At 62.4% G+C, this 25689-nt stretch carries 26 protein-coding genes and 2 pseudogenes; 14 read left to right on the forward strand and 14 right to left on the reverse strand.

The window, feature by feature from the left end:
* Nucleotides 1-7 precede the first annotated feature (7 nt).
* The 4 genes from EI28_RS01285 to hxlA all read right to left on the reverse strand — a co-directional run bounded on the left by EI28_RS01285 (nt 8) and on the right by hxlA (nt 3160).
* Nucleotides 8-376: a P-II family nitrogen regulator gene (locus EI28_RS01285; RefSeq protein WP_048111994.1), complete on the reverse strand. Its 369-nt coding sequence runs from the start codon at nt 374-376 to the stop codon at nt 8-10.
* Nucleotides 373-1104, reverse strand: coding sequence for a DUF1538 domain-containing protein (locus EI28_RS01290; protein ID WP_048111996.1), 732 nt, complete (start codon nt 1102-1104; stop codon nt 373-375). Before EI28_RS01290 ends, EI28_RS01285 begins: the two co-directional genes overlap by 4 nt.
* Nucleotides 1101-1793: a DUF1538 domain-containing protein gene (locus EI28_RS01295; RefSeq protein WP_048111998.1), complete on the reverse strand. Its 693-nt coding sequence runs from the start codon at nt 1791-1793 to the stop codon at nt 1101-1103. Before EI28_RS01295 ends, EI28_RS01290 begins: the two co-directional genes overlap by 4 nt.
* Nucleotides 1794-1870: 77 nt before the next feature.
* Entirely contained in the window at nt 1871-3160 is a 1290-nt protein-coding gene (gene hxlA / locus EI28_RS01300; protein WP_048112000.1) for a 3-hexulose-6-phosphate synthase, read from the reverse strand.
* A gap of 102 nt (nt 3161-3262) precedes the next feature.
* Between hxlA and EI28_RS01305 the strand changes: the two genes are divergently transcribed.
* Complete coding sequence (locus tag EI28_RS01305; RefSeq protein WP_048112002.1) at nt 3263-4225, forward strand: TIGR03557 family F420-dependent LLM class oxidoreductase; 963 nt, start codon at nt 3263-3265, stop codon at nt 4223-4225.
* A 631-nt stretch (nt 4226-4856) separates the two neighbouring features.
* Here EI28_RS01305 and EI28_RS01310 read toward each other — a convergent pair.
* Nucleotides 4857-5195, reverse strand: a complete 339-nt coding sequence (locus tag EI28_RS01310; RefSeq protein ID WP_048112047.1) for a P-II family nitrogen regulator — start codon at nt 5193-5195, stop codon at nt 4857-4859.
* 10 nt (nt 5196-5205) lie between these two features.
* Nucleotides 5206-6398 (reverse strand): annotated as a pseudogene (locus EI28_RS01315) (ammonium transporter).
* 144 nt (nt 6399-6542) lie between these two features.
* Between EI28_RS01315 and EI28_RS01320 the strand changes: the two are divergent.
* Complete coding sequence (locus tag EI28_RS01320; protein ID WP_048112003.1) at nt 6543-7091, forward strand: DUF2115 domain-containing protein; 549 nt, start codon at nt 6543-6545, stop codon at nt 7089-7091.
* Nucleotides 7092-7130: 39 nt separating this feature from the next.
* Here the strand turns inward: EI28_RS01320 and EI28_RS01325 are convergent, their stop codons facing one another.
* From EI28_RS01325 to cobT, 5 genes are all read right to left on the reverse strand, one after another.
* Nucleotides 7131-7661, reverse strand: a complete 531-nt coding sequence (locus EI28_RS01325) for a nitroreductase family protein (RefSeq protein ID WP_048112005.1) — start codon at nt 7659-7661, stop codon at nt 7131-7133.
* Nucleotides 7662-7737: 76 nt separating this feature from the next.
* On the reverse strand, nt 7738-8934 hold the full coding sequence (locus tag EI28_RS01330; protein ID WP_048112007.1) for a TraB/GumN family protein: 1197 nt from the start codon (nt 8932-8934) through the stop codon (nt 7738-7740).
* Nucleotides 8927-9469, reverse strand: coding sequence for a YkgJ family cysteine cluster protein (locus tag EI28_RS01335; RefSeq protein ID WP_048112008.1), 543 nt, complete (start codon nt 9467-9469; stop codon nt 8927-8929). The genes EI28_RS01330 and EI28_RS01335 overlap by 8 nt, the downstream gene beginning before the upstream one ends.
* Nucleotides 9457-10011: a GMP synthase subunit A gene (locus tag EI28_RS01340; protein WP_048112010.1), complete on the reverse strand. Its 555-nt coding sequence runs from the start codon at nt 10009-10011 to the stop codon at nt 9457-9459. Before EI28_RS01340 ends, EI28_RS01335 begins: the two co-directional genes overlap by 13 nt.
* Nucleotides 10012-10049: 38 nt before the next feature.
* On the reverse strand, nt 10050-11066 hold the full coding sequence (gene cobT / locus EI28_RS01345) for a nicotinate mononucleotide-dependent phosphoribosyltransferase CobT (protein ID WP_048112011.1): 1017 nt from the start codon (nt 11064-11066) through the stop codon (nt 10050-10052).
* A gap of 323 nt (nt 11067-11389) precedes the next feature.
* Here cobT and EI28_RS01350 point away from each other — a divergent pair, with 323 nt between their 5' ends.
* Genes EI28_RS01350 through EI28_RS01360 form a run of 3 tightly spaced genes read left to right on the forward strand, consistent with a single transcriptional unit; the run spans nt 11390 to nt 13456 of the window.
* On the forward strand, nt 11390-11833 hold the full coding sequence (locus EI28_RS01350) for a phosphatidylglycerophosphatase A (protein WP_048112013.1): 444 nt from the start codon (nt 11390-11392) through the stop codon (nt 11831-11833).
* Nucleotides 11830-12540: an adenosylcobinamide-GDP ribazoletransferase gene (gene cobS / locus EI28_RS01355; RefSeq protein ID WP_048112015.1), complete on the forward strand. Its 711-nt coding sequence runs from the start codon at nt 11830-11832 to the stop codon at nt 12538-12540. The genes EI28_RS01350 and cobS overlap by 4 nt, the downstream gene beginning before the upstream one ends.
* Nucleotides 12541-12580: 40 nt before the next feature.
* Nucleotides 12581-13456: a 4Fe-4S binding protein gene (locus EI28_RS01360; RefSeq protein ID WP_082223043.1), complete on the forward strand. Its 876-nt coding sequence runs from the start codon at nt 12581-12583 to the stop codon at nt 13454-13456.
* A gap of 24 nt (nt 13457-13480) precedes the next feature.
* Here EI28_RS01360 and EI28_RS01365 read toward each other — a convergent pair whose 3' ends face one another.
* A complete protein-coding gene (locus EI28_RS01365; protein ID WP_011843575.1) occupies nt 13481-13783 on the reverse strand; it encodes a hypothetical protein in 303 nt (100 codons plus the stop codon).
* Between the two features lie 178 nt (nt 13784-13961).
* On the opposite strand from EI28_RS01365, the gene tuf reads away from it, so the two are divergent.
* From tuf to EI28_RS01380, 3 genes are read left to right on the forward strand one after another with little or no spacing between them, the layout of a single operon-like run.
* Entirely contained in the window at nt 13962-15239 is a 1278-nt protein-coding gene (gene tuf / locus EI28_RS01370) for a translation elongation factor EF-1 subunit alpha (RefSeq protein ID WP_048112018.1), read from the forward strand.
* Nucleotides 15240-15270: 31 nt separating this feature from the next.
* A complete protein-coding gene (gene rpsJ / locus EI28_RS01375) occupies nt 15271-15579 on the forward strand; it encodes a 30S ribosomal protein S10 (protein ID WP_011843573.1) in 309 nt (102 codons plus the stop codon).
* A 12-nt stretch (nt 15580-15591) separates the two neighbouring features.
* Nucleotides 15592-17268, forward strand: coding sequence for a flippase activity-associated protein Agl23 (locus tag EI28_RS01380; protein ID WP_048112019.1), 1677 nt, complete (start codon nt 15592-15594; stop codon nt 17266-17268).
* Between the two features lie 835 nt (nt 17269-18103).
* On the opposite strand, the gene EI28_RS01385 is transcribed toward EI28_RS01380, so the two are convergent.
* Together EI28_RS01385 and EI28_RS01390 are read right to left on the reverse strand one after the other, a co-directional pair.
* Nucleotides 18104-19189: a hypothetical protein gene (locus EI28_RS01385; RefSeq protein ID WP_048112021.1), complete on the reverse strand. Its 1086-nt coding sequence runs from the start codon at nt 19187-19189 to the stop codon at nt 18104-18106.
* 9 nt (nt 19190-19198) lie between these two features.
* Nucleotides 19199-20365, reverse strand: a complete 1167-nt coding sequence (locus EI28_RS01390; RefSeq protein ID WP_048112023.1) for a tubulin/FtsZ family protein — start codon at nt 20363-20365, stop codon at nt 19199-19201.
* Nucleotides 20366-20479: 114 nt separating this feature from the next.
* Between EI28_RS01390 and EI28_RS15375 the strand changes: the two genes are divergently transcribed.
* The 6 genes and pseudogenes from EI28_RS15375 to rpl7ae form a co-directional block, all read left to right on the forward strand.
* Nucleotides 20480-21277, forward strand: a complete 798-nt coding sequence (locus EI28_RS15375; RefSeq protein WP_369792231.1) for an FAD-dependent oxidoreductase — start codon at nt 20480-20482, stop codon at nt 21275-21277.
* Nucleotides 21274-21711 carry an FAD-dependent oxidoreductase gene (locus EI28_RS15380; RefSeq protein ID WP_369792232.1) on the forward strand — a complete coding sequence of 146 codons (438 nt, stop codon included), beginning with the start codon at nt 21274-21276 and terminating at the stop codon, nt 21709-21711. The genes EI28_RS15375 and EI28_RS15380 overlap by 4 nt, the downstream gene beginning before the upstream one ends.
* Nucleotides 21704-22423, forward strand: a complete 720-nt coding sequence (locus EI28_RS01400) for a dolichyl-phosphate beta-glucosyltransferase (protein ID WP_048112025.1) — start codon at nt 21704-21706, stop codon at nt 22421-22423. The genes EI28_RS15380 and EI28_RS01400 overlap by 8 nt, the downstream gene beginning before the upstream one ends.
* Nucleotides 22407-23387 carry a lysylphosphatidylglycerol synthase transmembrane domain-containing protein gene (locus EI28_RS01405; protein WP_048112027.1) on the forward strand — a complete coding sequence of 327 codons (981 nt, stop codon included), beginning with the start codon at nt 22407-22409 and terminating at the stop codon, nt 23385-23387. The genes EI28_RS01400 and EI28_RS01405 overlap by 17 nt, the downstream gene beginning before the upstream one ends.
* Nucleotides 23377-25377, forward strand: coding sequence for a DUF2298 domain-containing protein (locus EI28_RS01410; RefSeq protein ID WP_231476521.1), 2001 nt, complete (start codon nt 23377-23379; stop codon nt 25375-25377). The genes EI28_RS01405 and EI28_RS01410 overlap by 11 nt, the downstream gene beginning before the upstream one ends.
* 182 nt (nt 25378-25559) lie before the next feature.
* Nucleotides 25560-25689: pseudogene (gene rpl7ae / locus EI28_RS01415) on the forward strand (50S ribosomal protein L7ae); the annotation flags it as partial.

Below are 25689 nucleotides of genomic sequence, written 5' to 3' on the forward strand. Positions count from 1 at the left end.
CCCCGGATCACATGGGAGTCCGGGGCGCTCCCGGCCCCTCGGCCTCGTCCTTGCGGAACATATGAACCCTTCCCGCGATGCGCCTGATCGGGAGGACGAACGCAAGGCCCATCCCGGGCTGGTCCAGTTCTGCGGCGGCGACGATTGCATCGAGCACCGCATCCGTCCGGTCGGCGGCGACGGCCGTTAAGATGATCTCCTTCTCGGGCTCGATGGCGATCCCGAGAAGCGTCTTTACCTCATGAATACCGGTTCCGCGGCCGAGGAGGATGGTTCCTCCCTCGGCCCCGGCGCCGCGGGCCGCCGCGAGCACCGGCTCGGACCAGCCCCGTTTTACGATCGTGACGATCAGTTCGTTACCGTAATCGTTGCTCACGTATCTTCACCTCGTGTTCTCCGGTAGAGGATGCCGAGCATCAGCACCGAGAGGATGGGTGCAAGCGCGATCAGCGCAATCAGCCCGAACCCGTCCACGACGGGGTTGCGGCCCTCGATCCCCGCCGCAACCCCGACGGCAAGGGAGAGGAGGAAGGTGACCGCCATCGGGCCGGTGGCGACACTCCCCGAGTCGAATGCAATCCCGACAAACTCCTTTTCAGTGAAGAGAAGAAGGATGATGACGAGGAGGTAGCCGGGAATAAGGAGCCACAGCAGCGGGATGCCGTAGACGAGGCGGGCCATCCCGAGCGCTACGGAGACGGCGACCGCGAAGGAGAGGGTGTAGAGGATCAGGGACTCCCCGATGTAACCGCTCGACGACTCCTCAACCTGATAGCCGAGAACTCTGACTGCAGGCTCCGCATAGGTAGCGAGAAAACCGAGGAAGAACCCGAACGGGATGAGCAGCCACCGCTGGTCGAACGCGGCTACGGCCTCGCCGATCTCCCTGCCCGCCGGGAGGAACGCGACATTGACGCCCTGAAGAAAAAGAACCATGCCAATGGAAGCGAGCAGGACGCCTTTGGCGAGGTTCACGACGTAGACTCGCGGAAGTTTCAGGTAGAGCGCCTGAAAAATCCCGAAGAAGATGAGCAGGGGGAGGAGCGCCTGGACAACCTCGAGGGCAACCCGGTCGATGCCGGCGAGAACCGCCGCTGTGATCATGGGTAGACCAACCCCATCGCCATTACACCGAGGATGGGAGCGATCGAGGCGAGCCCGATCAACCCAAAGCCGTCCGTGAGAGCCGAACGTCCGGCAAGAACCGCACTGACACCGGCGCCGAGCGCCAGGATGATCGGGATCGTCAGGAGTCCGGTGGTTATCCCTCCCGCATCGACCGCCACGGCGAGAAACTCGGGCGACGAGAACGGCGCAAGGAGGAGAATTGCACCGTATCCCGCAACGAAGAGGTACGCGAGAGGAAACCCGAAGATGATCCGGAGGACGCCGGCGGTGATGACGAAACCCACACTGACCGCGATCGCGAGGAGCAGGGGAACCGCGGGGATGCCGGTTCCCGGAACGGCATCAAGCATATCTACGAGGACACGGAGGTTCGGCTCCGCGATGATCGTCAGGAAGCCAAAGAGAAACGAGCCTGCGACGACCAGCATAAGCGAACCCCGGGCGGGCAGTTCAGACCCAATCGCCTCGCCGACGGGGAGGAGGCCCGCCTTGACACCGGTGAGAAAGAGCGCGATCCCGAGAACGACCATGCCGCTACCGAGCAGGAACTGGAGGAGATCCGACGGCGGCACCCGGAGCAGAGCGGCCTTGAAGATGATGATGACAAGAATGATGGGTAGGACTGCCCGGAGAACCTCAAAGACCGACTCCCTGATATCTCGCATCACGCTGCCGTTCCTCCCCGATGCCGGTGATCAGGTATTCTATCGCAAAAAGAGATAAAAGCGGTGCCCGCCGCCGGTCAGTGCCGTTTCTCCCATTTCAGGAGTTCGGAGACCTCCGAGAGCGTCCGGCCGCGCCGGATCTCCTCGCGGATCCGCTCCTCGTTCTTCCTGACCTCCATTGCTCTCCGTGCGACCTCGTACGCGCGTTCCCGGGGAACCACCACGACCCCGCTCTCGTCGGCGACGATCCAGTCGCCCGACCGCACCTCCTGTCCGCAGCAGGCGATCTCGGTGTTGATCTCCCCGAGACCTTTGGGTTCCCCGGCGTTCGGGACGGTCGCCGTGGCGAAGACGGGGAACTTCATCTCCCGGATATCGTCCACGTCCCGCACCGCTCCGTCGATCACGACGCCGGCAACCCCCCGGTTCTTCGCGGAGTGAGTGGCAAGTTCACCCCAGGGGGCGACGTCCGTCCTCCCTTCGTTCCTGACGACGAGAACATCTCCCGGCCCGGCGACGTCGATCGCCTCGACGGGTTTTGCCCAGTCGCCGGCGAGGGTCCGGACCGTCACCGCCCGGCCGACCGCCTTGACCCTGCCGCAGATCGAGACGATGCCTGCCATCGCGCCCTTCCGGTGCATGGCATCGGTGACGTTCGGTGCGGAGACCGCTTCGAAGAGGCGGCGGATAACAGCGTCCGGGCTCTCCTCCTCCCGCGGCCGGATCTCGGGCCGGTCGATGGCCTCCCGCACCCGCCGCGCCGCCCCGGTCACGTCGGCGGCCTTGACGATGTTTCCACCGACAATGACGATCGAAGCCCCGGCGGCGACCGCCTCGGATGCGGTCTCTGCATCGAGCCCGCCCGCAACGGCGACGGGCGTGCCCACTTCCCCGGCAAGGCGGCGGAGGAGGTCGAGCGACGACCTGCCGATCATCTGCTGGTCGATGCCGACGTGGGCGTTGATGTAGTCGACGCCGAGCGCGGCAAGTTCCCGTGACCGGGAGACGGGATCGGCGACGTTGATGAGGTCGGCCATGAGCCGGACGCCGTACTTGCGGGCGGAGCGGACCGCCTCGACGATCACGGCATCGTCGGCGTCCGCGAGGATGCAGACGACACCGGCGCCGGACTTCGCCGCCATCTCAACCTCAATCGCCCCGGTATCGGCGATCTTCATGTCCGCGACGATCTCGTGACCGGGGAAGCGTTCCCGGAGCGTCCGCACGGCCTGCATCCCCTCGCTCTTGATCAGGGGCGTCCCGACCTCAATCCAGTCCGCACCGCCACGGACCGCCTCATCTGCGATCTCAACCGCACGATCGAGCTCAAGGAGATCGAGCGCCACCTGGAGAGTAGGCGTTGCCATGCAGTACAGTATGGCGAGGGTTCTATTTATCTGGTGCCGGGCCGGGGAAACCTATATGCCGTGAGATGCTTGAGGGGGGCGCCGGCACGGATGTGATGACGGATGGTCGAGATTGGTTATAAACTGGCGTGCGAGGAGCACGGTCCGCTTGATCTGGTCTGCAACGCCCGCCAGGCGGAAGACGCCGGCTTTGCGTTTGCCATGATATCGGATCACTACCACCCCTGGACGAGCAGGCAGGGACAGAGCCCGTTTGTCTGGGGCGTCATCGGCGGCATCTCGCAGGTGACGGCGGCTCTTCCGCTGGTGACGGGCGTCACCTGCCCGACGATACGGATTCACCCCGGCATCATCGCCCAGGCCGCCGCAACCACCGCCATGATGATGCCGGGGCGGTTTGCCCTTGGTCTCGGGTCGGGAGAGAACCTCAACGAGCACGTCTTCGGCGACCGCTGGCCCCCGGCGCCGGTCAGGATCGAGATGCTCGAGGAGGCGGTGGAGGTGATACGGCTGCTCTGGAAGGGCGGGATGAAGAACTATTACGGCGCTTTCTACACGCTCGAGAACGCGCAGGTCTTCTCGCTCCCGGATGAACTCCCCCCGATCTACATTGCGTCGGAAGGCCCGATCAGCGCGTCCATGGCCGCGCGGGTCGGCGACGGGTTCATCAACCCGGGCAGCAACGCCGAGGAGAACCTCGTCATCTTCCGCGACTCCGGGGGCGGGGATAAACCGGCATACATCGAGAACTCCGTCTGCTGGGCCCGGACCGAGGAGGTCGGGCGCAGAACCGCATACGAGCATTGGCCGATCCCCGCAAACACGGGAGAACTCAATCGGCTCCTCCCCACGCCGGTTCACTACGAGCAGGCGGCGAAGATGGTGACGCCGGAAGACGTGGCGGAGCACGTCGTCTGCGGCCCAGACCCGGAGGCGCATATCAAGAAGATTGAGGAGAGCATCGGGAAGGGGTTCGACCACGTCTGCATCCACCAGATCGGGCAGCAGCAACAGGAGTTCATGGAGTTTTACGCGAAGGAGGTTCTGCCGCATTTTGGAAAGTAGGGGAGGGGAGTAGAGACACCGGTTCATATTCACTCCATGCCCTGCCGTCACCCTCCATGCACCGGAGCACTGTAGCGAAGGTGAGGGCCGGGGAGGCGAGTACGGAGACAGTGGAGTCGTGACAACTAGCAACTTCAACCAAAGAAGAATTCGATACAGTGGACTATGGGAGCATCGCCACGCACTGCCCGCCCCCCTGCGGGGGGGCGGGAGGAGCGCGAAGCGCGGGTGGTGGGGGGTTGATGAGAAATTTGCGGGCGCCCACATAGGGGGAGCGCTCCTATCATGAAAGGGCCGACGGATAGTGTTCGAGGCTTGAGATGGCCGAAGATCTTCGAAGCACGTATTTGAACACTGTCTGATGCGAAGAGACAGGGGAGGGGGGCGTGCCCCCCTCCCCACCTGACGGTGGTCGAGCTCCGGGCGTTCCGCCCATCGCACTCCCCGTCAGCCCCTCCCCAAAGGGCGATACCCACCGAAAAGCCGTGCAAGAGTTGTGCGATCACAAGTGGTAGGAATAGAGTGTCGCAGGCGCGAGTAGCAGCAAACTGAATGTTCAGAGTCCAAACATCCTGTCCAACTAACCGCTCTCAGAGCAAAACCCCTCCTTCGAGCCAGCCCAAAAAAAAAGTTACAATTCCTCCGGATCCTCCTGATCCGTCCGCACCCGGCAGATGCTCTCGACCGGCAGGACGAAGATCCTGCCGTCGCCCGGCCTGCCGGTACGGCCGTTCGCCCGGACGATCCCGACGATCCGCTCGACATCGCCGTCCCTGACGACCATATCGATCTTCACCTTCGGGATGAGTTCGACCGGCACCGTCTTTCCCCTGAACCGGAGGGCGATACCCTTCTGCGCCCCCCGCCCCATCACCTCGCTCACGGTCATCCCGTAGATGCCGTCGGCCTCGAGCGCCGCCCTCACGGCATCGAACATCTCGGGCCTGATGACTGCGGTAACCATCTTCATCCGCACCACCTCAAACCCGCACGGACTCGCCGTGCTGGGCGATGTCCAGGCCGACATACTCTTCCTCCTCGGTGACCCGCAGGCCCATCGCCAGATCGACGACCTTTGCGATGACGTAGGTCACGCCGAACGAGTAGGCCACGACGACGGCCACATCCAGCATCTGGATGAGGAACTGGCCCGGATTTCCATACAGCAGACCGTCCACGCCGCCGATAGCCGCGACCGCAAAGATCCCGGTTGCGAGAGCGCCGAAGATCCCGCCCATACCGTGGATCGCCCACGCATCGAGGCTCTCGTCGAGTCCCTCGCGAACCCGGAAGAGCAGCGCGCCGTAGCAGACAAGCCCGGCAACGGCTCCGATGGGAATCGCGGCCATGGGCGTGACGAACCCCGCCGCCGGCGTGATGGCAACGAGCCCGGCAATCGCTCCGCTGATGATCCCGACCGATCCGGGTCTGCCGCGAACCCAGGCGGCACAGAGCCAGGCGAGTGCCCCGGCAGCGGCGGCGATGTTCGTCGCGACGAACGCGTTCGCCGCAAGGCCGTCCGCGGCAAGAGCGCTCCCGGCATTGAACCCGAACCACCCGAACCAGAGGAGCGCCCCGCCGAGGAGAACCATCGGGATGTTGTTCGGCTCCATGCCGTGGCCGCCGAACCCGAGACGCTTCCCGATGACGAGCGCAAGCGCCAGCGCAGAGAAACCGGAGCTGATGTGGACGACCGTACCGCCGGCGAAGTCGAGCGCACCGAACTGAGCCGCCCATCCGCCGCCCCAGGCCCAGTGGGCAAGCGGGTCGTAGACCAGCGTCGTCCAGAGCAGACCGAAGACGACGAACGAGCTGATCTTTATCCGTTCCGCAACCCCGGACGTCACGATTGCAAGCGTGAGGCCCGCAAAGACCATCTGGAAGGCCATAAAGAGCAGATCCGGGATACCGCCGCCGTCCATCCCGACACCCTGCAGGAAGGCGTACTCCAGGCCCCCGATCAGCCCGTTGATGTCGGCGCCGAAGGAGAGGCTGTAGCCGCAGACGACCCACTGGATGCTGACGAGCGCGAACGCGATGAACGAGAGTGCGATCATCGAGATGAAGTTCTTCCGGCGCACGAGCCTCCGTAGAAGAGTCCCACTCCCGGGGTCATCAGCATGACCAGTGCCGTACAGACCAGGATAAACGCCGTGGCGCCGGAGTCTATCATGCCCCGGCCTCCCGGCTCACCCACAACGTGTTCTCACCATTCATCGGAAGGAAGTTTCCTTCTTACAAATATAAATTTTTCTGTTTGTGTGCGCAACGGAAGGACTGATGCATCTGGAGGTACAAATCATATCTGCGTGATGCGATGAGCACGAAGGGCGATGTCCGGCGGGTCTGCGCCCGCCTGCGGTCGGCGAAGACCCAAAGGGAACTCGCGGAGATCCTCTACCGTGAGGTGTCCGGCTACTCGCTCTTCGACCTCCAGGAGATGCGGGGGAGGGTGGAGCGCGACCTCCGGTCCGTCCCCGCCGGATACCGGCGACGCCTCTACCCGAGCGTGATGGAGCAGATCTTCAAGACGCATCATACCCTCATTGCCGCCGCCCGCCGGGGAGACCCGGAGGTGCAGGACAGGCCGCTCCCGGGCGAATTCCGGGACTTCTGCGATATGGTCGAGAAGACGTGCCTCCGCGAGGACGAAGGGGAGCAGCACCTCGAACTCCTCTACTTCCTCCTTGCCGCTTTCAACATCTTCGTCCTCGACCGCCCCGCTCACCCGGTGGGCACGCCGTTTCCCGGCGGGCTCGAGGTCGAGGTCAGGAACGGGGAATACCTCTGCCCGGTCAGGGAGAAAGCCGACGACGTCGAGAACGCCCTCTGCCCCTACTGCCCGGCAAAACAGAGCGACGGATGAAGAAGGCGCAGCAAAAAAAGAGATTTGCGATATACGGTTTTATTCTTCTTCCTCGTAACGCTCGAAGAACGTGACCTCATCGAGGACCTTTTTCTCCTTGATCTGGATTTCCTCGGGGTATCCTGCAGGCACGAGCGAGACAAGCGTGTACTCCTCCGGGACGTTGAGGAGTTTCCGGACATCCTCGGCATAGTCCTTCTTCTCCCCCGCAACCCAGCAGGTTCCGACACCCCACGCCTGGAGCGCGAGGAGGAGCTGCATCGTCGCCGCACAGCAGTCTTCGAGGTAGTATTTCGCATCCCGCTTCCCGAAGACGGCGAAACAGATGGGCGCATCGGCGATGAACCGGGCGTTCTCGGCGAGACCGGCAATCGCCTTCAGCGTATCGCGGTTCTGGATCGTCCCGAAGAGCCAGGGCTGCTCGTTTCGCGCGGTCGGGGAAAGTCGTGCACAGTCGAGGGCGTCTTTTACAATCTTATCCTCGATAGGGCTGTCCTTGTACTTCCGCACGCTGTGCCTGCTCCGTATCACGGTGACACCGAGATTAACCGTTCCACCAATCGGACTCATGCAACGATGGTGGGCACTCCTGGCCTAAATACCTTGGGGAAATGGAGGAAGGAAGGACTCCGGCAGAAAGGCCGGCCTAGAAGAGGCCCCGTATCATCTCCACCATGTTCGAGAACCCCTCGACGATGACCACGGTCGGATCGATCCCGAGGACCGGGAAGATGAAGAGGAAGTAGATGATTGTCCCGAGCGTGCTCCCGACGTTCGCGAGAGCTGCAACCAGCACCACGCGGAAGAGCGGGATCCGCCGCATCTCCGCAAGAGTCTCCGCCTCGATGATCTGCCGGAATTCTCCGGCGGCGGGCTTGCGTATCTTCGCCTCGACGATGGCGGCAAACCATCCCGCCGCAAGCAGGGGGTTGAGCGACGTCATCCAGGAGACCGCAAACGCCGTGGCGGCCGAGAGGGGATGCCCGCCGGCAACCAGGGTGAACACAGCACACAAAACCCCGTTGATCAGAACCCAGTAGAGGAGAGCGGTCAGCAGGACGTCGAGCCCCACGCCCGAGAAGGCTATCGCGGCGATCAGGAGGAGGAAGAGAATGGTGACGCCCACTCCGATGATCTTCGCCCACGGCAGGGTCTTCACCCCGGCGGTCAGAGTCGGGAGCGGCGGCAGCGTCTCCGGTGCGTCCAGATAGCGCTGCACACCCTGGATATGCCCGGCGCCGACGACGGCGAGCACCCGTTCGTACCGGCCGGTGAGCATCAGAACCTGGTGGGCCAGGTAGGCGTCCCGTTCATCGATCAGGGCCTGTGCGCCCCGGGGAGAGAACTTCCTGAACTCCTCCATGGCGGCGCTCACGACGTCCTGGTCCGTGAACTCGTCGACGTCGATCTTCTGCCCCTCGACACTCACGAGCGAATAGATCAGGGCTCCGATGAGTTTGATCTTCTCCCAGATACCCATCCGGCCCCAGAACCGGGCAAGTGTGATCCGGATATCCCGGTCGATGAGCGCCACGGGCTTCTGGTGCGCCTCGGCCTCCTCGACGGCGGCGAGCATCTCGGCACCGGGCTTCACGCCGGTTTCTGCGCCGATCCGCTGCTGGATGTAGGTGAGCACCCACTGAACGAGGAGCTGGCCGAAGTTCCCGCTTTTCAGGATCTCCCCCACCGAGGGTTCGGCCGCCTCCTCTCTGAGCGATATGAACCTCCCCCGGTCGAGCTCGACGCCGACGATATCGGGCTGAAACTCCTCGATGGCGGATCGGACTTCTTCAACGCTCTTCCGCGAGACGTGCGCCGTCCCGACAAGGCGGATCTCAGTCATCGAGCACCTTCACACCTTCGCTGTCGATCACGGCGCGCTTCCCCGGCGGCACCGTCGCTTCATGGAAGACGGCGCGGATACCGGCCTCCTCTACCGCCTCGGCGGCCTGCCGCCTGCAGAGGTCGGCCGCCGCATCGAGCGCATCGAGAGGAGTGAGCGGCGCACCGAGGCCGGGGCACTCCGATACCGCAAGGTCGTCGTCCACCAGCATGAAGGGGTAGGTGCGGCAGATCCAGGGGCGGTGAGCGTAGATCGAGCACCGCCCGTCCCGGAGGAAGATGCAGGCATCGGCCGTTCGCCTGAGACACCATGCAAGGGTGTACTCGGCGCCGTTCCCGGCATCGATAAAGTCGGGATAGGGCTCGGCAACCTCGTCCCAGGCCATACCGGTCGCCGCCATGATTGCCCGGACCTCGGCAGGGCTCACCAGCACGAGGTTCGAGTCCTCCGCAACCCGCCGGCAGCAGGCGCCGCACCCCCTGCAGCGAAATCCAATCGACCCGAGTTGAGCCGCAACGTCATCTACTCCGAGCATATCCTGTCAAAATTCTCAAAGAGAAGCCGTCCGTTGACGGTATGGCTGACCTCCGGGTGCCACTGGATGCCGTAGAGGTGTTCATCGGGAGATGCGATCGCTTCCACGCCGCAGATGGATGATTTTGCAAGCCGGACAAACCCTTCCGGCACAACCGAGACCTCATCCGCGTGCGATGCCCATACCTGCATCCGGTCGGAGTAGCCCTGGAGGAGGGGGCTTTGTTCGAGGATCTCAACCTCGACCGCACCGAACCCGCCGCTCGCACCCCGGCGGATCGCACCCCCGCGGGCCGTCGCCATGATGTGGAGCCCGAGACAGATGCCGAGAACAGGAAGACCGAGGTCAAGGTACGCAGAGGCGACGCCGGCGCGCTCAAGGGTCGGACCGCCACCGAGGACGATGCCCCGGCAGCCCCGGGCGACCTCGGCCGGCGGGGTCTCATTCGAGACCATCGTGGCCTCGATATCCATGTCACGGAGCGTCCGGAGGATCAGGTGGTTGAACTGTCCGTGATTGTTGACCACATAGAGTGGAAGCATTGCTTATAGATGGATGCAAAAAGGTAATAGTCCTTCCCTCAGGCATACTTCCCGACGAAATCGAAGACTTTTCGGGAGATCTCTTCGGGCTCGTGACCCATGAGGTACGCGAGCGTCAGGGCCCCTCCGGCCCCCATCCCCTCCTTGACTTCGCCGATGCAGTAGCGGGCGAGCCCGACGTGCCCGAGCTCGGCGAAGTTCGGGTCGACGTAGTACGCGGCGGTGCCGACGTCGGCAACCGACCGGACGAACCCGGCGGACGGATCGTCCCTGACGTAGACCGTCGTCGCAAGACCGGGCACCCGTCTTCCGAGCGCTTTCAGGACGGCCGCAACGGCAAGCATCTGGGTTCCGCCGGCAAAGAGGATCTTGCCGGAGTAGGCGCTCGCGATCCCTGCAGCGACCGGCATCATGGGATCGCCGGCGGCGCGGAGGATCTCGAGAGGCTCTTTCGCACCGGTCGCATCGATCCGGGCGAGCGCTTCCCGGCAGACGGCGTCTTTCAGTCCAAGAGGGTTCTCTACAAACGCGCTGCTGACCGAGGCGTCGTAGCCGAGCGCCCGCAGAACGCAGAGGGCGGTGGTCGTCCCGCCGGGAACGCACTCCCCGAGCATCAAGAAATCACTGTACTGCGCAAGAAGCCGACCGACCGCTTCGCCCCGCTCGAAGAGGAGCGCCGCCTGCGGCACCGCGTCCTCCGTCCTCGGATCGCCCCCGGGGCTCCCGTAGACGTCGATGCAGGGGACGGTTGGCGTATGGGCGAGCCCCGCGTTGATGATGACGGGGGCAAGCCCGGTCAGCTCTACCATGGAGCGGGTGATGGTCGCGGGCGTCGGGCAGCCGGTGGGGGTGTTCGGCCGGGCCGCGACACTCGTGATCGCGCCGGTCGTGACGAGCTCCGCATCCAGGTTCGGGGTGAGCAGAGTCTTTTCGGGGGTCGGCCCGGCTCCCGATATGCCGGGGACGGTGGAGAGCATGGTGTTGCCGAGGACAAGCGCCAGCATCGGGCGCTCGGGCCTTATCTCGGGGTCTTCTGAGAGGAACGGGTTGGACATTATGTACAGGGTAGGCGCCGCGGGATAGAAGAGGTTGCGGTCAGCGGCCCGGCCCGTGCCCTTTGATCGCTCGAACACCAGAGGCCCCTTGCACAAGCGTGATCTCATGGCAATGTCATACGAGTTCACGCGAAACCGCGAAGTCAGAGCATTGATAGGCTCTTCGCGTTCTTCGCGGCTTCGCGTGAGACTGAGCCCCCCTCTCTCACTGTGCCTCGCGCCGAATCAGACTCAAGCTCCACTCGAAACTCTTCGGGGTTCTCGAACACCGGCAGTCGTTAAATCCAAACGCCGAAATACCTCAGGGCTCCAATACCTGAACAATGTTCGAGATAGAGCGCAGGCTGGAAGAGAAGGGCATCGTAAGGAGAGATATCGTCGGCGCCGCGATGGAACTCTACGTCCCCCACGGGATAGGGGCGGATGAGGCCGCGCGCAGGCTTGACGCAAAGATCGTGAAGGCGCTTGAGGATCCAAACATATCATCGCTCCTCCTCGGGGCCCTCCTGCTCGAGGACGAACTCTACGTGAAGCGGAAAGACTCCGAGATCGCCGACGACCCGGTCTTCCTCCTCTCCGACGAGATCATCGGGACGGCCATCGCCGAGGTGATCGGGGGGACCTACGCACGGTTCGAGTTCACCCGCTACGACCAGAAGAAGCCGGGGATCCTGAGCAAACTCGGGCCGTTCCTCGACGACGCCGTCGCCGGGCTGATCGCCGGCTGCACGTCGCGCCTCTACAGCGAGTCGATGGGATCGATGTGAAGTCCGTCGTTGCCCTCCTGCAGTTCTGCACCTCGCTCCCACTCGGGAGACCGGTCGACTTCGAGCACTTCGCCCGCCGCTCCTACCTCTACCCGCTCGCCGGGTACGTCATCGGCGGGGTAGCGGCAGGCATCACCTGCTGGATAGCATCCCCCGTGGTGGGCGCGGCCGTCGCCGTCGCCGTGGTGCTTCTCCTCTCCGGGTGCAACCACTTCGACGGGCTGCTGGACTTCGGCGACGGGCTCATGGCTCACGGGAGCCGGGAGAAGAGGGTCGCGGCCATGACCGACCGGACGACCGGGGCCGGGGCCGTTGCGGCGGGGATCATCGTCACACTTCTCTTGTTCGCCGGACTCCAGACCGCTGCAAACCTCCCGGCGGCCATCCTCATCGCCGAAGTCTGCGCGAAGGTCGCGATGTCCTTGCTCACCACGCTCGGCACGCCGTTCCGGGAGGGGATCCACTCCTACCTTCATGGGTTTGCAAAACCGTGGTTCCCGGTACCGGCCATCCTGCTCGCGCTTCCGCTCTTCCTGCTGCCGGTGCCGCAGATAACGATCGCGCTCGCCCTCGCAGCCACGGCCGTCATCGCCGCACTGATGCTCGCCCTCGCCCGGCGGCTCTTCGGCGGCGTCAATGGCGACGTCGTCGGCGCCGCAAACGAGATCGTTCGGGCAGGGATCATTCTCCTCCTCGTTCTCCCGTAATCACCTTTTTTACCCCGGCGACCGCTACTATTGTAGAATGATGCAGGACCGTACTCTCTACTCACGGGGAGGGATTATCACCGAGCGGAACGCGGACTATGCGACGGTACGGCTGCGGGTCCCGGCGGGGGTCCTCTCCGCGGCGCAGGTCAAGCAACTCGCAAAAATCAGCGAGAAATACGGCGACGGCTCGCTCCACCTCACCATGCGCCAGACGGTGGAGATCCCGCACGTGAACCCCGATAACCTCGTAATAATCGCAAAGGCCCTCGAGAAGAACGGGACGCCCATCGGGGCGGAGCAGAACGAGGTCGTCAACATCATGGCCTGTCCGGGCACGGAACGGTGCAAGTACGCCAACTGCGAGACGATCGATCTCGCCCGGAAGATCGACGAGCGGGTATTCGGCAAGGAACTCCCGATACGGCTCCGCATCGCCATATCCGGCTGCACCTACATGTGCAACAGCCCGCTCTTAAACGACATCGGGATCATCGGCAGGATCCGGCCGCTGCGTATCGAGGGACTCTGCACGGGGTGCGGCACCTGCGTGGAGTACTGCAAGCAGTGCGCCATAGCACTCAAGAACGGCATATCGGTTCTCGACGAGAGCAAATGCGTCCAGTGCGGCATCTGCATCCACTCCTGTCCCTATAACCTCCTGAAGTCCGAGTACGCCCACTACCAGATCACGGTCGGGGGCCGGCGCGGAGCCTCTCCCGCCGCAGGAAGGGAACTCGTCACCGTCGAGACCGAGGAGGAGGTCGTCGAGGTCGTCGACCGTATCGTCTACTGGGTCTACCGCACCGCATGGAGCGGCCGGCCCCTCGCCGACCAGATGGACGAGATTGGATACGATAAGTTCGCAGAGGAGATCCGAAAAGAGTTCGGGCCGGAAGTCCCGGCAGCGGAGTAACAAAGGAGAGTCCGGCGCCGGGATCTAGCGGCCGTACATCGAAGAGAACCCTTCACCCGCGTCGTCCTCACACTCGATAGCAGTGCCGTCCCGGACAAGGGTGTTGAACATCATGGCTGCGTTTAACAGATTCTCGTCGGGGTTGCCGCCCTGCCGGACACCGGAGAGAGCCTGGCGCTGCGGCGTCGGGATCGTCCGTTTGCCCACCCGGACACCCGCACAGTGCCTGCAGTAACCACAGTGGGAGTGGACCGACACCTCGCGATCTGCGCATGTCACCGTCACCCGGTCACTTGCATCGTCACGGTGAAACTCAAGTATCTTCATGGTACGAGGAACGTAGATTTCCCGAGAATAAGATTCTGTCGATTGCCGGGGGTTTTTGGAGGATGCGCGGTATCGACGCGCATAGAAATGCTTTATATGGTAGACGTCATATGTATAAGATACTCGCATAAGCAGGCTGTTCGAGCTGACAGGCCTATTTGAGTGGAGGATACAAACTATGGCAGCTGAGAAGCCCCACATGAATTTAGCAGTTATCGGACACATCGACCACGGGAAGTCTACCACCGTCGGTCGGTTACTCTTTGAGACCGGAACCGTACCGCCCCACATCATCGAGTCGTTCAGGAAGGAGGCCGAATCCAAGGGTAAGGGCTCGTTCGAGTTCGCCTGGGTCATGGACAGCCTCAAGGAAGAGCGTGAGCGCGGTATCACCATCGATATCGCCCACAAGCGGTTCGACACGGACAAGTACTACTTCACCGTCGTGGACTGCCCCGGGCACCGTGACTTCGTCAAGAACATGATCACGGGCGCATCCCAGGCAGACGCTGCACTGCTGGTCGTCGCCGCACCCGACGGCGTGATGGAGCAGACCAAGGAGCACGTCTTCCTTTCCCGTACGCTCGGCATCAACCAGCTGATCATCGGCATCAACAAGATGGATGCCGCCAAGTACGACGAGAAGCGCTACAACGAGGTCAAGGAACAGCTCTCCCAGCTGCTCAAGATGGTCGGCTACAAGCCCGACGACATCAGTTTCATCCCGATGAGCGCGTTCGTCGGCGACAACATCGCGAAGAAGAGCGAGAACACTCCCTGGTACAAGGGCCCGACGGTGCTCGACGCACTCAACGCGCTCAGCGAGCCCGAAAAGCCCACGAACCTGCCCATGCGTCTCCCCATCCAGGACGTCTACTCCATCTCCGGTATCGGAACCGTGCCCGTCGGCCGCGTCGAAACCGGTATCATGAAGAAGGGAATGAAGGTCAGCTTCATGCCCGCGAACAAGGAAGGTGAGGTCAAGTCCATCGAGATGCACCACGAGGAGATCCCGCAGGCACTCCCCGGCGACAACGTCGGGTTCAACGTCCGTGGTATCGGCAAGGGTGACATCCGCCGTGGCGACGTCTGCGGTCCCTCCGACGTCCCGCCGACCGTTGCAGAGGAGTTCATCGCGCAGGTCGTCGTGCTCCACCACCCGAGCGCCCTGACCGTGGGGTACACCCCGGTCTTCCACTGCCACACCGCCCAGATCGCATGCTCCTTCGTCGAGCTCATGAAGAAACTCGACCCGCGGACCGGCCAGGTCAAGGAAGAGAACCCCACGTTCCTCAAGACCGGCGACGCTGCAATCGTCAAGATCAGGCCCACCCAGCCCATGGTCATCGAGAAGGTCAAAGAGATCCCGCAGCTCGGCAGGTTCGCCGTCCGTGATATGGGATCCACCATTGCGGCAGGCGTATGCATGGACATCACGCCCAAGCAGATGAGATAAGAAGGTACCTATAATTTTTTGGTGGTTAAACATGCAGAAGGCCAGAATACGTCTTTCCGGAACCGACTTCGAAAAAATCGAGATGGTCTGCGACCGGATCAAAGAGATAGCAGAGCGTACCGGCGTCAATCTGGCAGGTCCGATCCCGCTGCCCACGAAGAAACTCGTGGTCCCCACCAGGAAGAGCCCTGACGGCGAAGGTACCGCAACCTGGGATCGCTGGCAGATGCGGGTGCACAAGAGGCTCATCGACATCGATGCCGACGAGCGTGCGCTGCGCCAGCTGATGCGCATTCAGGTTCCAAAAGACATCGGCATTGAGATTGTGCTGGAGAGTTGAGGTGAGTGCGGCGTGAAGGCCGCCGTGTTCGCGGCAGGATTCCGTGAACGACTGCTCTCATTTGAGGGGCTTTTTCTCCTCATATTTCTGGCCACAATTGCCCTCCGTTTTTACTCGCTCGACGTAAAGTTGTTTCACCACGACGAGGCCATCCACGCGTGGTTCTCCTATCGGCTCCTAACCGAAGGGACGTATACCTACGATCCCATGTACCACGGGCCGTTCCTCTACTACGTGACGGCCGGGATCTTCTCGCTTCTTGGAGACTCCGATCTGGTGGGCCGGCTCTTCCCGGCGCTGCTCGGCACCCTGCTCGTCCCGCTGGTCTACCCGATATACAGGCTCGGCTATCTCGATAAGAAGCAGACCCTGGTAGCAGCGCTCTTCCTCGCCGTATCGCCGAACATGGTCTACTTCTCACGGTTTCTCCGAAACGACGTCTTCATCGTCTTCTTTACGATGGTGCTCCTCGTCGCCCTCCTCTACTACTTCGAGCGGCACAAGGTGCAGTACGCGCTCATCGCCGGGGCGGCGATCGGGTTCGGGATGACCGCGAAGGAGAACATGCCGATCATCGTCCTGATCTTCGGGGCGTACCTCCTTTACCTGGTCTGGACGAGGAAAGTCCGGCTCCCGAAACGCTGGATCCGGGATCTCGCGCTCGGCGCCCTCGTCGCGGTCGGGATCATGGCGATCCTCTACTCGTCGTTCGGCGCCCATCCCGAGGTGCTCATGGACGGGTGGCTCCGGGCTATCGAGCACTGGACCTCGATGCACCAGGCCCAGCGCCTCGGAGGGCCACCGTACTTCTACATCCTGCTCTTTCTCCTCTACGAGGTGCCGATCCTGATCCTTGCCGTGGTCGGGGTCCTGCAGTTCGTCGATATCCCCGGCATCGTCTCCCGCTGGAGGGAGAGGAGAATAAATCACGCAGAGAACCCCGGGGGGACAGAAGGGGCCGAGACAGAGGAAGAAGCGCCCCCTGAGGCTGCAGCCCAACCCATAGAACATACTCAGGGCTTCAAAGACCGGCTCCGCGAGATCCTCTCGGGCACCGGGGAACTCCGGCCGATCGACCGGCAGAAGGAGTTCGCGAGGTTCGCCATCTTCTGGATGATTCTTTCGCTTGGAGTCTACGCCTACATCGGCGAGAAGGTGCCGTGGCTGATCCTCCACCAGCTCCTGCCCATGATCTTCGTCGCGGTCTATATGATGACCACGAAGAAGGCGGTCGTCGCAGTCGTGGCAGGGATCTTCCTGGTCGCCATGACGTTCCACGTGGCATACACCCCGGCGGATATCAACGAGCCCATCGTGCAGGTGCAGAACTCCGAAGACCTGCGGGAGGTCTTCGCGAAGATCGATGCCGCGGATAAGGTGGCGGTCGCGACCGACTCCTACTGGCCGCTCCCCTGGTACTACCGCGGGGATAGCGCCTCGAAGCTTGCTTATTACAGCCAGAAGGTGAGCGAGCCGACGATATACGGGGGAGATTTCGACGTCGTGATCACCCACGACGCGGACACCTACCCGACTCTCGACGGCTACGTGAAGGAGACCTACCGGTTGAACTACTGGTTCTCATACGAGGAGAACAAGGACAGGCTGCCCGAGTATTACTTCCTGCGGGACGGAAAGGTGGGGAGCAGGAACCTCGAGGTCTTCTCGAGGGTTCCCGCGACCGCCTGAGACCCATGAGGCCGCCGGGAGGCCGGGGGATTCACGGGTCATTGACCCGTGAGTCACATACATCGTCAGTGCTGATGGCGTAACATGTCCTAATCGTTAAGAGCGCGAATTTCAGGTGTGCCCCAACACGCTCCTCTCCACCTCTCTTCGCGGTTTCGCGTCCTTTGGTTCTCTCAACCTCCGGAATTCAAGCACCGAGGGTTCGAGGTGCGATGTTCCGACAGGAACGGAGCACGAGAAGGCCGAAGGCCTTTGAGGCGCGAACGCAGTGAGCGTGAGCACCGAGGGTTCGAGGTGCGATGTTCCGACAGGAACGGAGCACGAGAAGGCCGAAGGCCTTTGAGGCGCGAACGCAGTGAGCGTGAGCACCGTTAGGTGCGAGGTGCGACTGTCGGAACGTGCGACGGTCTGTTAGAACCGGAGCTTGAGAAACTCAAAAGGTTTCGAGACAGAAGTTCGAGAAGGCCGAAAGCCTTCGTTGTGTTGCAAACAGAGTTATCAAAACGGGAAAATACCTCTGCCGGGGGCAACCATCGAAGACCTTCGGTCTTCTCAAGCACTGTCTCTTCAGGACATCGTTCTTCTAAACTGGGGCATTGTTGAAAACCTCATGGGAGAGTCATCAATTGCGCCCCAGACACGGATTTCGAGGGAATATCGCGTCTGGGGAGGGGGCCACGGTCCACTGCACCGGGGCATTTTGAGACGGGCTCCCCGGCAACAATCGAACGCGCACCGGAAGTCAACAAGAATATACAGACATCGTCCAAGGAAACCTGATGTAAATTGGAAAAACACCGAGGGTGGAAAAAGAGAGAGGGGTTTTCGCCAGGGACTATCCGAGCTCGTCCCAGCCGGCCTTCTTCCGGTAGAGAACAACCCCCGCGACAACGAGGACGATGACAACCCCGATGCCGATGTAGAGGAGGAGGTCACCTCCAAGGCCGAACCCCTCACCGATCTTCTCCCGGAGCGCGTTCGCATCGGTCAGGGCCTCGTTCGCCTTATTCAGGCCGTCTCCCGCCTTAGAGCGCGCCAGCGGATAATTCTCGGCGTTCAGGTTGTCCTGGGCCTGGGTGTAGAACTGGACGGCGCTCTCGCGCTTGGTCATGATGGCGACCACCTGCGGGTCGGCACTCATAGAGCGGTTCTCGACGAAGTAGGTGATCATCCCGTCGAGGGACTCGATTGCCGCACCGGTGTCGGCGACCGATTTCTCGGCCCATGCCTTATCGAGGAGCGCAATCGCCTCGTCTATGTCGGTCTTGGCGCTGGCGATGTAACTCGATGCCTGTGACGGGCCTGCCGACGCAGCGCTGGTGAGCGCCTGGCTCGCGGCGTTGTACTCGGCCTGGACGGCGGCGACATCCACCCCGTCTGCAGCTTTCTCATCGATGTCGGCCTTCAGGTCCTTGAGACGCTGCTGCTGGGTGGCAAGAGAACCCTCGACCTGGGCCGCGTTCACGACGTCGCGGGTCAAGGAGTGAGTGTCCCTCACATCCTCATCCCGCAGGTGCTCGATCTTGGTCACCAGAACCTTTGTGTTCCCGGTCGACGGGACAACCCCCCGCACCTGAGCATCCAGCTCGATATCGCCGTCACCGTAAGCGATCTCGAACTCCGTCAGAACCGGGTAGTACCCGGTCTTTTTGGTGGTGTAGATGGCGACTCCGTCGCGGTAGACGATGAAGTCCCAGACGGGATTCTGCAGTCCGGTGCTGAACTCGAACGTCTCGTCATTCCCGGTGTCGGTAATCATATCGTAGGTGAGCACGTACCGCGCGTTCACCTGCTGGCCCGGTTCGAGAGCGCCGCTCGCGGGGTTGACGGTCTCCGTCTTGATGTCGAATGCCGATGCCGCCTGCGCGACACAGACCAGTGCCAGCAGGAGAATAAGCCATCTGCCAATGTATCCCTTCATAACGTCTCCTCACTCGAACAACGGCTCGATACCGTCGTCGAACATGGTCGAGCGCTTCTCCTTCGACTTCAGGACATCTTCCTTCGTGGACTTCGCAATCTCGAGGAGATCGGTGATCCGGGGAGCGTTCCCGATCGTCGCAAGAACCACCACCGCAGCGACATACTCGCTCTGCACCGGGTAATCCCCGCCACGCACCTCGACACCGGCGATGTTCTCCTCCACCCAGCTCTTCGACTTCTCGACGCCCTTCCTGTCCATCTCCTCCGACGGGCCCGCGAGGAGAACGAGGCCCCGCTCGGCAGTAGAGTAGTCGCACGGCAGGGTGAGGCGTCCGAGCATGGCACGCCTGACGAGAGCGATGATCTTCGCCGACTTGTCCTCCCCGGTCAGCACCTCTTCGGTCCTCTCCTTCTTGCGCACCAGGCTGGAGAAGATCCCCTGGCTCTGCTTCGTGCGCGGACTGATCTTCTCGCTGATGGCGTACCCGACGGTGCTGATGCCGCCACCCCGGAGAGTGTTGATGACCTCGCTCGAGTCCACCACCATCTCGCCGACACCCCCCTTGCCGACTTCGCCTGCACGGAACAGCACCCCGAAGCGGCGGACGATCTCGTCATTCAGCCGGCTATAGGCATCCTTGACGCTTTCCCCTTCATTCTTCCAGGCACTGTTATCGAAGATGAAGGTATTATCCGCCTCGTTCACCAGGGTGCTCAGGGAACGCGCTGCGTTGTACGAATAGAGCCGGCCTTCCTCAGGGGCAGGCAGGATGCCAATCGCGTAAACCGGTTCCCGGTAGATGCGCTTTAAGTGGCGGGCGAGCACCGGCGAACCCCCCGAGCCGGTTCCGCCGCCGAGACCGGCGATGATGACAAAGGCATCGATGTCGTGCGTACCGCGCGAATCGACGGCGTTGATGATGGCATCAATCTCATCGGCGGTCACCCGCGCACCGGTCACGTTGTCGGTCCCGACACCATGGCCTTTCACCACGGTCTGGCCGATCAGGAGCCGGTCTTTGAGCTCGATGTTCTTCAGTCCCATCAGGTCGGTACGCGCCGTATTTACGGCGATTCCCCTGAAACTCTGGGTCTGCATTCGTTTGTCCTGTTCGATGAACATATCGACAATTTTGCCCCCAGCCTGACCGAATCCTATGAAGAAGACCCTCATTCAGCTTCACACCCTCATATTGACTAATTAATTATATCCACGCTTATGTATAAAGACCATACATACATTATAACCCAAAAGTGTTCTTATAATTTTCATACGTAGGGGTGAGTAATGAAGATCTGCGTTGTGGGGGGAGGTCTATCCGGTCTGGTCTCGGCTCTCGAACTCGCCGGGACACACCAGGTGGATCTCTTCGAGCGAAAGCCGGTTCCGGGCGGCTGCCTCGGTTCGTACCGGATCGGGGATTACTGGATCGAGGAGTATTACCACCATTGTTTTGCCGGTGATGCCGCCCTGCTCGACCTCTTCGATGCGCTGCAGGTGGCCGATCGGCTGGTATGGCTTCGAGGATCCACCGGCTACTACGTCGACGGAACCATCCACCCGCTCACCACCCCGACCGAGATCCTGCGCTACCCCCACCTCACGCTCATGGAAAAGGCCCGTCTCGGCCTGCTGACCCTGCGCTCCCGCCGGTTCGACGTCCAGGCGCTCGACGGAATCACCGCGAAGGATTTCATCCTGGATAACCTCGGTTCCGGGGTTTACTCCTCGTTTTTCGAGCCGCTCTTAAAAAGCAAGTTCGGCGACCGTGCCGGCGAGGTTTCCGCTGCCTGGCTCATATCCCGCATCGCCATCCGATCCGACCGGGGTGCCGGGGGCGAGCGCCTGGGCTACCTGAAAGGGGGGTTCCGGCACTTCGTCGCGCGGCTCGAAGAAGAGGCGACACGACGGGGCGCCTCGATCGTGCCGGACACTCCCGTCGAAGAGATCCGGCGGGAGGGCGACGGCTGGGTCGTCGACGGGAAATCTTACGATGCCGTCGTATCGACGCTCCCCCCGCAGGTGACCGCGGACCTTGCCGGTCTCGATATCGCCAGAATTCCCTACCAGGCGCCGCCTGCATGACCCTCGCGCTCGACCGGGACGTGACCGACGGAATATACTGGCTGAACATGAAGGATGCCGCCCCTTACGGTGCGGTGGTCTCGCACACCAACTTCGCCCCGCTCGAGTGGTACGGCGAGCATATCGTCTACCTTGCATCCTACTTCACCGGGCGGCTCCCGGAAGGATTCGAACATTCGATGCTTGCCGACTTCTGCCGGCGATTCTCCGTCAGTGAACGCGAAGTCCACTGGCACCGGCTCGCGGTCGACCCGTATGCCGGCCCGGTCTACACGACCGGGCTCAAGAACCGACTGCCCGACTACGAAGAGCATGGACTCTTCCTCGCCGGGATGTTCAGCCCTCCGAATTACCCGGAGCGGAGCATGAACGGTTCGGTCGTCGCCGGTCAGGAAGCGGCGAAGAGGGTTCTCGCGAGGTATCCGGATGCATGAGGTCGAGGTGAGCGCCGTCCTTCCGGTCTACAACGATCTTTTAGCGCTCAAGACCGCGATACCGCGGTCGCTCGAGACGCTCGAGGCGATCGCTCCGGGGAGGTTCGAGTTGATCGTCGCCGAGGACGGGAGCACCGACGGGAGCACGGAGTTCGTCAGGGAGTGCGAGGCCAAAGACCCCCGTGTCCGCCTGCTCCACTCCGACGAGCGGCTCGGGCGGGGACGGGCGCTCAACCGCGCGTTTGCCGGGGCGTCGGGATCTATTGTCTGCTACTACGACGTCGATCTCGCCACCGACATGCAGCACCTCCCCGAACTGGTCGAGGCCATCCGCGACGGCAACGACATTGCAACGGGCTCCCGCCTCCTTCCCGAAAGCGTCATCGTACGGAGCGGCGGGCGGGAGATTGCGAGTCGCGGTTATAACACGCTTGTCAGGACAATCCTCGGGAGTTCGCTCTGCGATCACCAGTGCGGGTTCAAGGCGTTCCGGCGTGACCGCCTCCTCTCGCTGATCCCGTCGGTGACCGCCGATCACTGGTTCTGGGACACCGAGGTGCTGGTTCGGGCACAGAAGAATGGTTACCGGATACGGGAGTTCCCTGTGCAATGGCGGCAGGGAGAGGGGACGACGGTACGGAGAAAAGACGTAGTTGAGATGGGATCGGCGATTCTTCGTCTCTGGTGGCGGCTCCATGTGGAAAAAAGTTAGCGCGGTCGTCATCCCCACCCTGATCGCGGTCGGAATCGTCGCCTACATGCTCTACCGAGTATGGGACGAACTCCTGCTGACGCTCGAGCACGCCGTAATACCCTTCCTCTTTGCCGCCGTCGGGATCTGCGTCACCGCCTGGATCCTCCGGGGGTACCGGTACCGGTTCATCCTGCAGGGGCTCGACGTCAGAAAAGACCTCTGGTTCTCGACCGCCTGCATATTCATCTCCCAGACGGCGAACCTCATCGTCCCCGCGCGCCTCGGTGATTTCGTGCGGATGCTCATCTTAAAGCACGAAGATGACGCCACCTACTCGCAGGGATTCTCCTCCCTCGTCGTCGAGCGTGTCTTCGATATCCTGATGATCGCGGTACTCGGTGTCGTCGCGCTCCCGTTCGTCCTCGCTGTTCTCGACGTCCCCGACTGGTTCATCACGGTCATCGTCGTCCCCCTCGCCGCAGGGGGCGTCTTCTTCGCCGTGCTCCTCTGGTCGGGCAGGGTGGAGTCGGGGAACCGGATCGTCGCCGCCATCCAGAGGATGCTTGATGAGGTGAAGCGGGCCTCCCTCAATCCCCGGGCCCTCGCCATGCTCAGCGGCTCGTCACTCCTGATATGGCTCGTCGACGTGCTGGTCTGCTACGCGGTCGTCCTGATGTTCCAGGAGACGATCCCGTTTGCCGTCGTCGTCCTCGCGATCGTCATCGGCAACCTCGTCAAGGCGGTTCCAATCACCCCGGGAGGGGTGGGGACCTACGAACTCGCGCTCGCTCTGACGTTCGGGCTCGCGGGAACCCCGGCGGTCACGACAACGCTGATAGCGGTCATCGACCACCTGATCAAGAACCTGGTCACGCTCGTCGGGGGCGTCGGGTCGATCTACTACTTCGGCGACTGGTCGATGAACCTCCTGAAGAGAGCATTCAACAGGGAGATCGAGACGGAGGATACGTTTGGCGGTTGAGTTTCTCGTTCCCGTGCTGCTCTGGCTTGCGGTCGTCAAAATGCTCCATCTCGCCGTCTGGCCGGCGCTCGACCGCACCCTCGGCAGCCTCTCGGCAGCCGCGGCATACCCGGCGTCGATTCTCCTCTTCACGCTCGGTACGTGGTACCTGGGCCTCTCAGGCCTTCCGATCGTGCTCGGCCTCCTGCCGTTTGTGGCCGGAGTAGCGTATGCAGGGTCGCGCCGGTTCTTCACGAGGGAGCGGCTGCGGTCCGCGCTCACCTGGGACCTCGCCTTCCTGCTCCCCTTCCTCTTCATGCTCGAGGTGCGCTGGATCAACCCGAGCATCTCCTACGCCGAGAAGTTCATGGATCACGCGATCCTCGCATCGATCATGCGGGTGCCCACCGTCCCGCCGCTCGATCCCTGGTACGCGGGGGGGACGCTGGACGTCTACTACTACCTCGGCTACTGGATGGATGGGGTGCTCGGGCTTGTATCCGGCGTGCCTTCGACGATCGCCTTCAACCTCGCACTCCCGACGGTGCTCGGTCTTGCCGTCGTCTCACTCTACGCCCTCGGGCACCTCGTCCTCGATCGTTACCGGTGGCTCCCGGTGGTTGCGCTCTTCCTCCCGAACCCTTCGGCAATCTACCATATCCTGATCGGGGACGCCTGGTTCGACGTCCTCTGGGGGAGCACCCGGACGATCGAGAACACCATCAACGAGTATCCCATCTTCTCGATGCTCTGGGGCGACGTGCACCCGCACGTCATGAGTTTCTTCAATCAGGGGTTCCTGCTCTTTCTCCTGGTCTTCGCTTACATGCGGTGGGGGACCGTCTCCATGCGGGGGCGAACACTCCTCTGCGGGCTTACCGCCCTCTCCCTCGGGTCGATGCCCGGGTTCAACTCCTGGGACGTGCTGGTCTACGCCCCGGTCACGCTGGCCTTCGGCCTCCTGATATGGTGGCGCTACGGGAATCTTCGGTTGGACAGCCTGAACTCCTGGATGGTGCTTGCAGCGGTGCCGCCGCTCGCGATCGCGACATATCTCCCGTTCTACCTGCAGCTCAACAGCCCCGGCGTCGCGGGAGTCGCGATCGTACCCGCTCCCTCCGCACCGGTGGAGTTCCTGCTGGTTCACGGGTTCTTCCTCGCGGTGCTGATCGCGTACTGCGCACCGGATATCCGGAGACGCCCCTACCTCCTGCTCGCCGCGGTGCCGTTCGTGCTCGCCGGCTACCCGGCCGCGGCCATCGCCGCCGTCCCGCTGGTCTACCTTCTCGCCCGCCGCCGCTTTACGGCAGTCGAAACGCTTGCCATGCTCGGGCTTGTGATCGTCCTCGTCACCGAACTCATCTACCTCGTGGACAACATGGGAGAGACCTACTTCCGGATGAACACGGTCTTCAAGTTCTACCTCCCGGCATGGTTCCTGATGGGGACGGCGAGCCTCGCCGTCGTCGGCGAATGGCTCCGGGGCGCCGGGGTCGACCGGCACATCTCCGCCCGGATGGAGAAGGCGCTCCCGGCACTGGCCGCCGTGCTGCTCCTCGTCGCGCCCTTCGCGATCAACGTCGACTTCGGCTACGGGAGCCACACCCTCGACGGGGCGGCATACCTCGAAGGCTCGCACCCGGGGGATGCGGCGGCGATCGCGTTCCTCCGGACCCTCCCCGGCGACCACGTCATCGTCGAGGCGGAGGGTGGCGATTACACCTACTATTCACGGGTCTCCTCGTTCACCGGGATCCCGGCCGTCATCGGGATGCCCTTCCACGAGTACATGTGGCGGGGCGACGAAGGCCACATCGGCGAGCGGAGCGCCGACGTGCGGACAATATACGAGCAGCCCGACCGGACCGTCGACCTTGCGCAGGCCTACGACGCCACCCTGCTGTACGTGGGTGCGGAAGAGCGCGAACGCTACGCCGTCTCGATCCCGACGGATGCGCTCGAACTCATCTATGATGCGCAGGGAGTCCAGATCTATCGGATCCCCACGTAAACCGTCTGCGGCCACGTCCATGCGGGCAGGCACGAAAACGACGGAACCCTACCTCCAAAAACGGGGGAGAATGACAAACCTTTATCTCTCCTCTTATTGACATAATAGAGCGCATTCGATCAGCTACGCTACTGATGAATGATGACGGAGCAGCAGAGGGCTGCACCTGAAAGAGGTGAGTTATGGCAAAGGCATATGTAAAATTCGAGATTCCGGAAGAGATCCAGAATAAGGCTCTTGAAGCCCTTGAGATAGCAAGGGACACCGGTAAGGTGAAGAAGGGGTCCAACGAGGCAACAAAAGCAGTTGAGC

The sequence above is a fragment of the Methanoculleus sp. MH98A genome (assembly GCF_000691865.1).
Taxonomy (GTDB): Archaea; Halobacteriota; Methanomicrobia; order Methanomicrobiales; family Methanoculleaceae; genus Methanoculleus.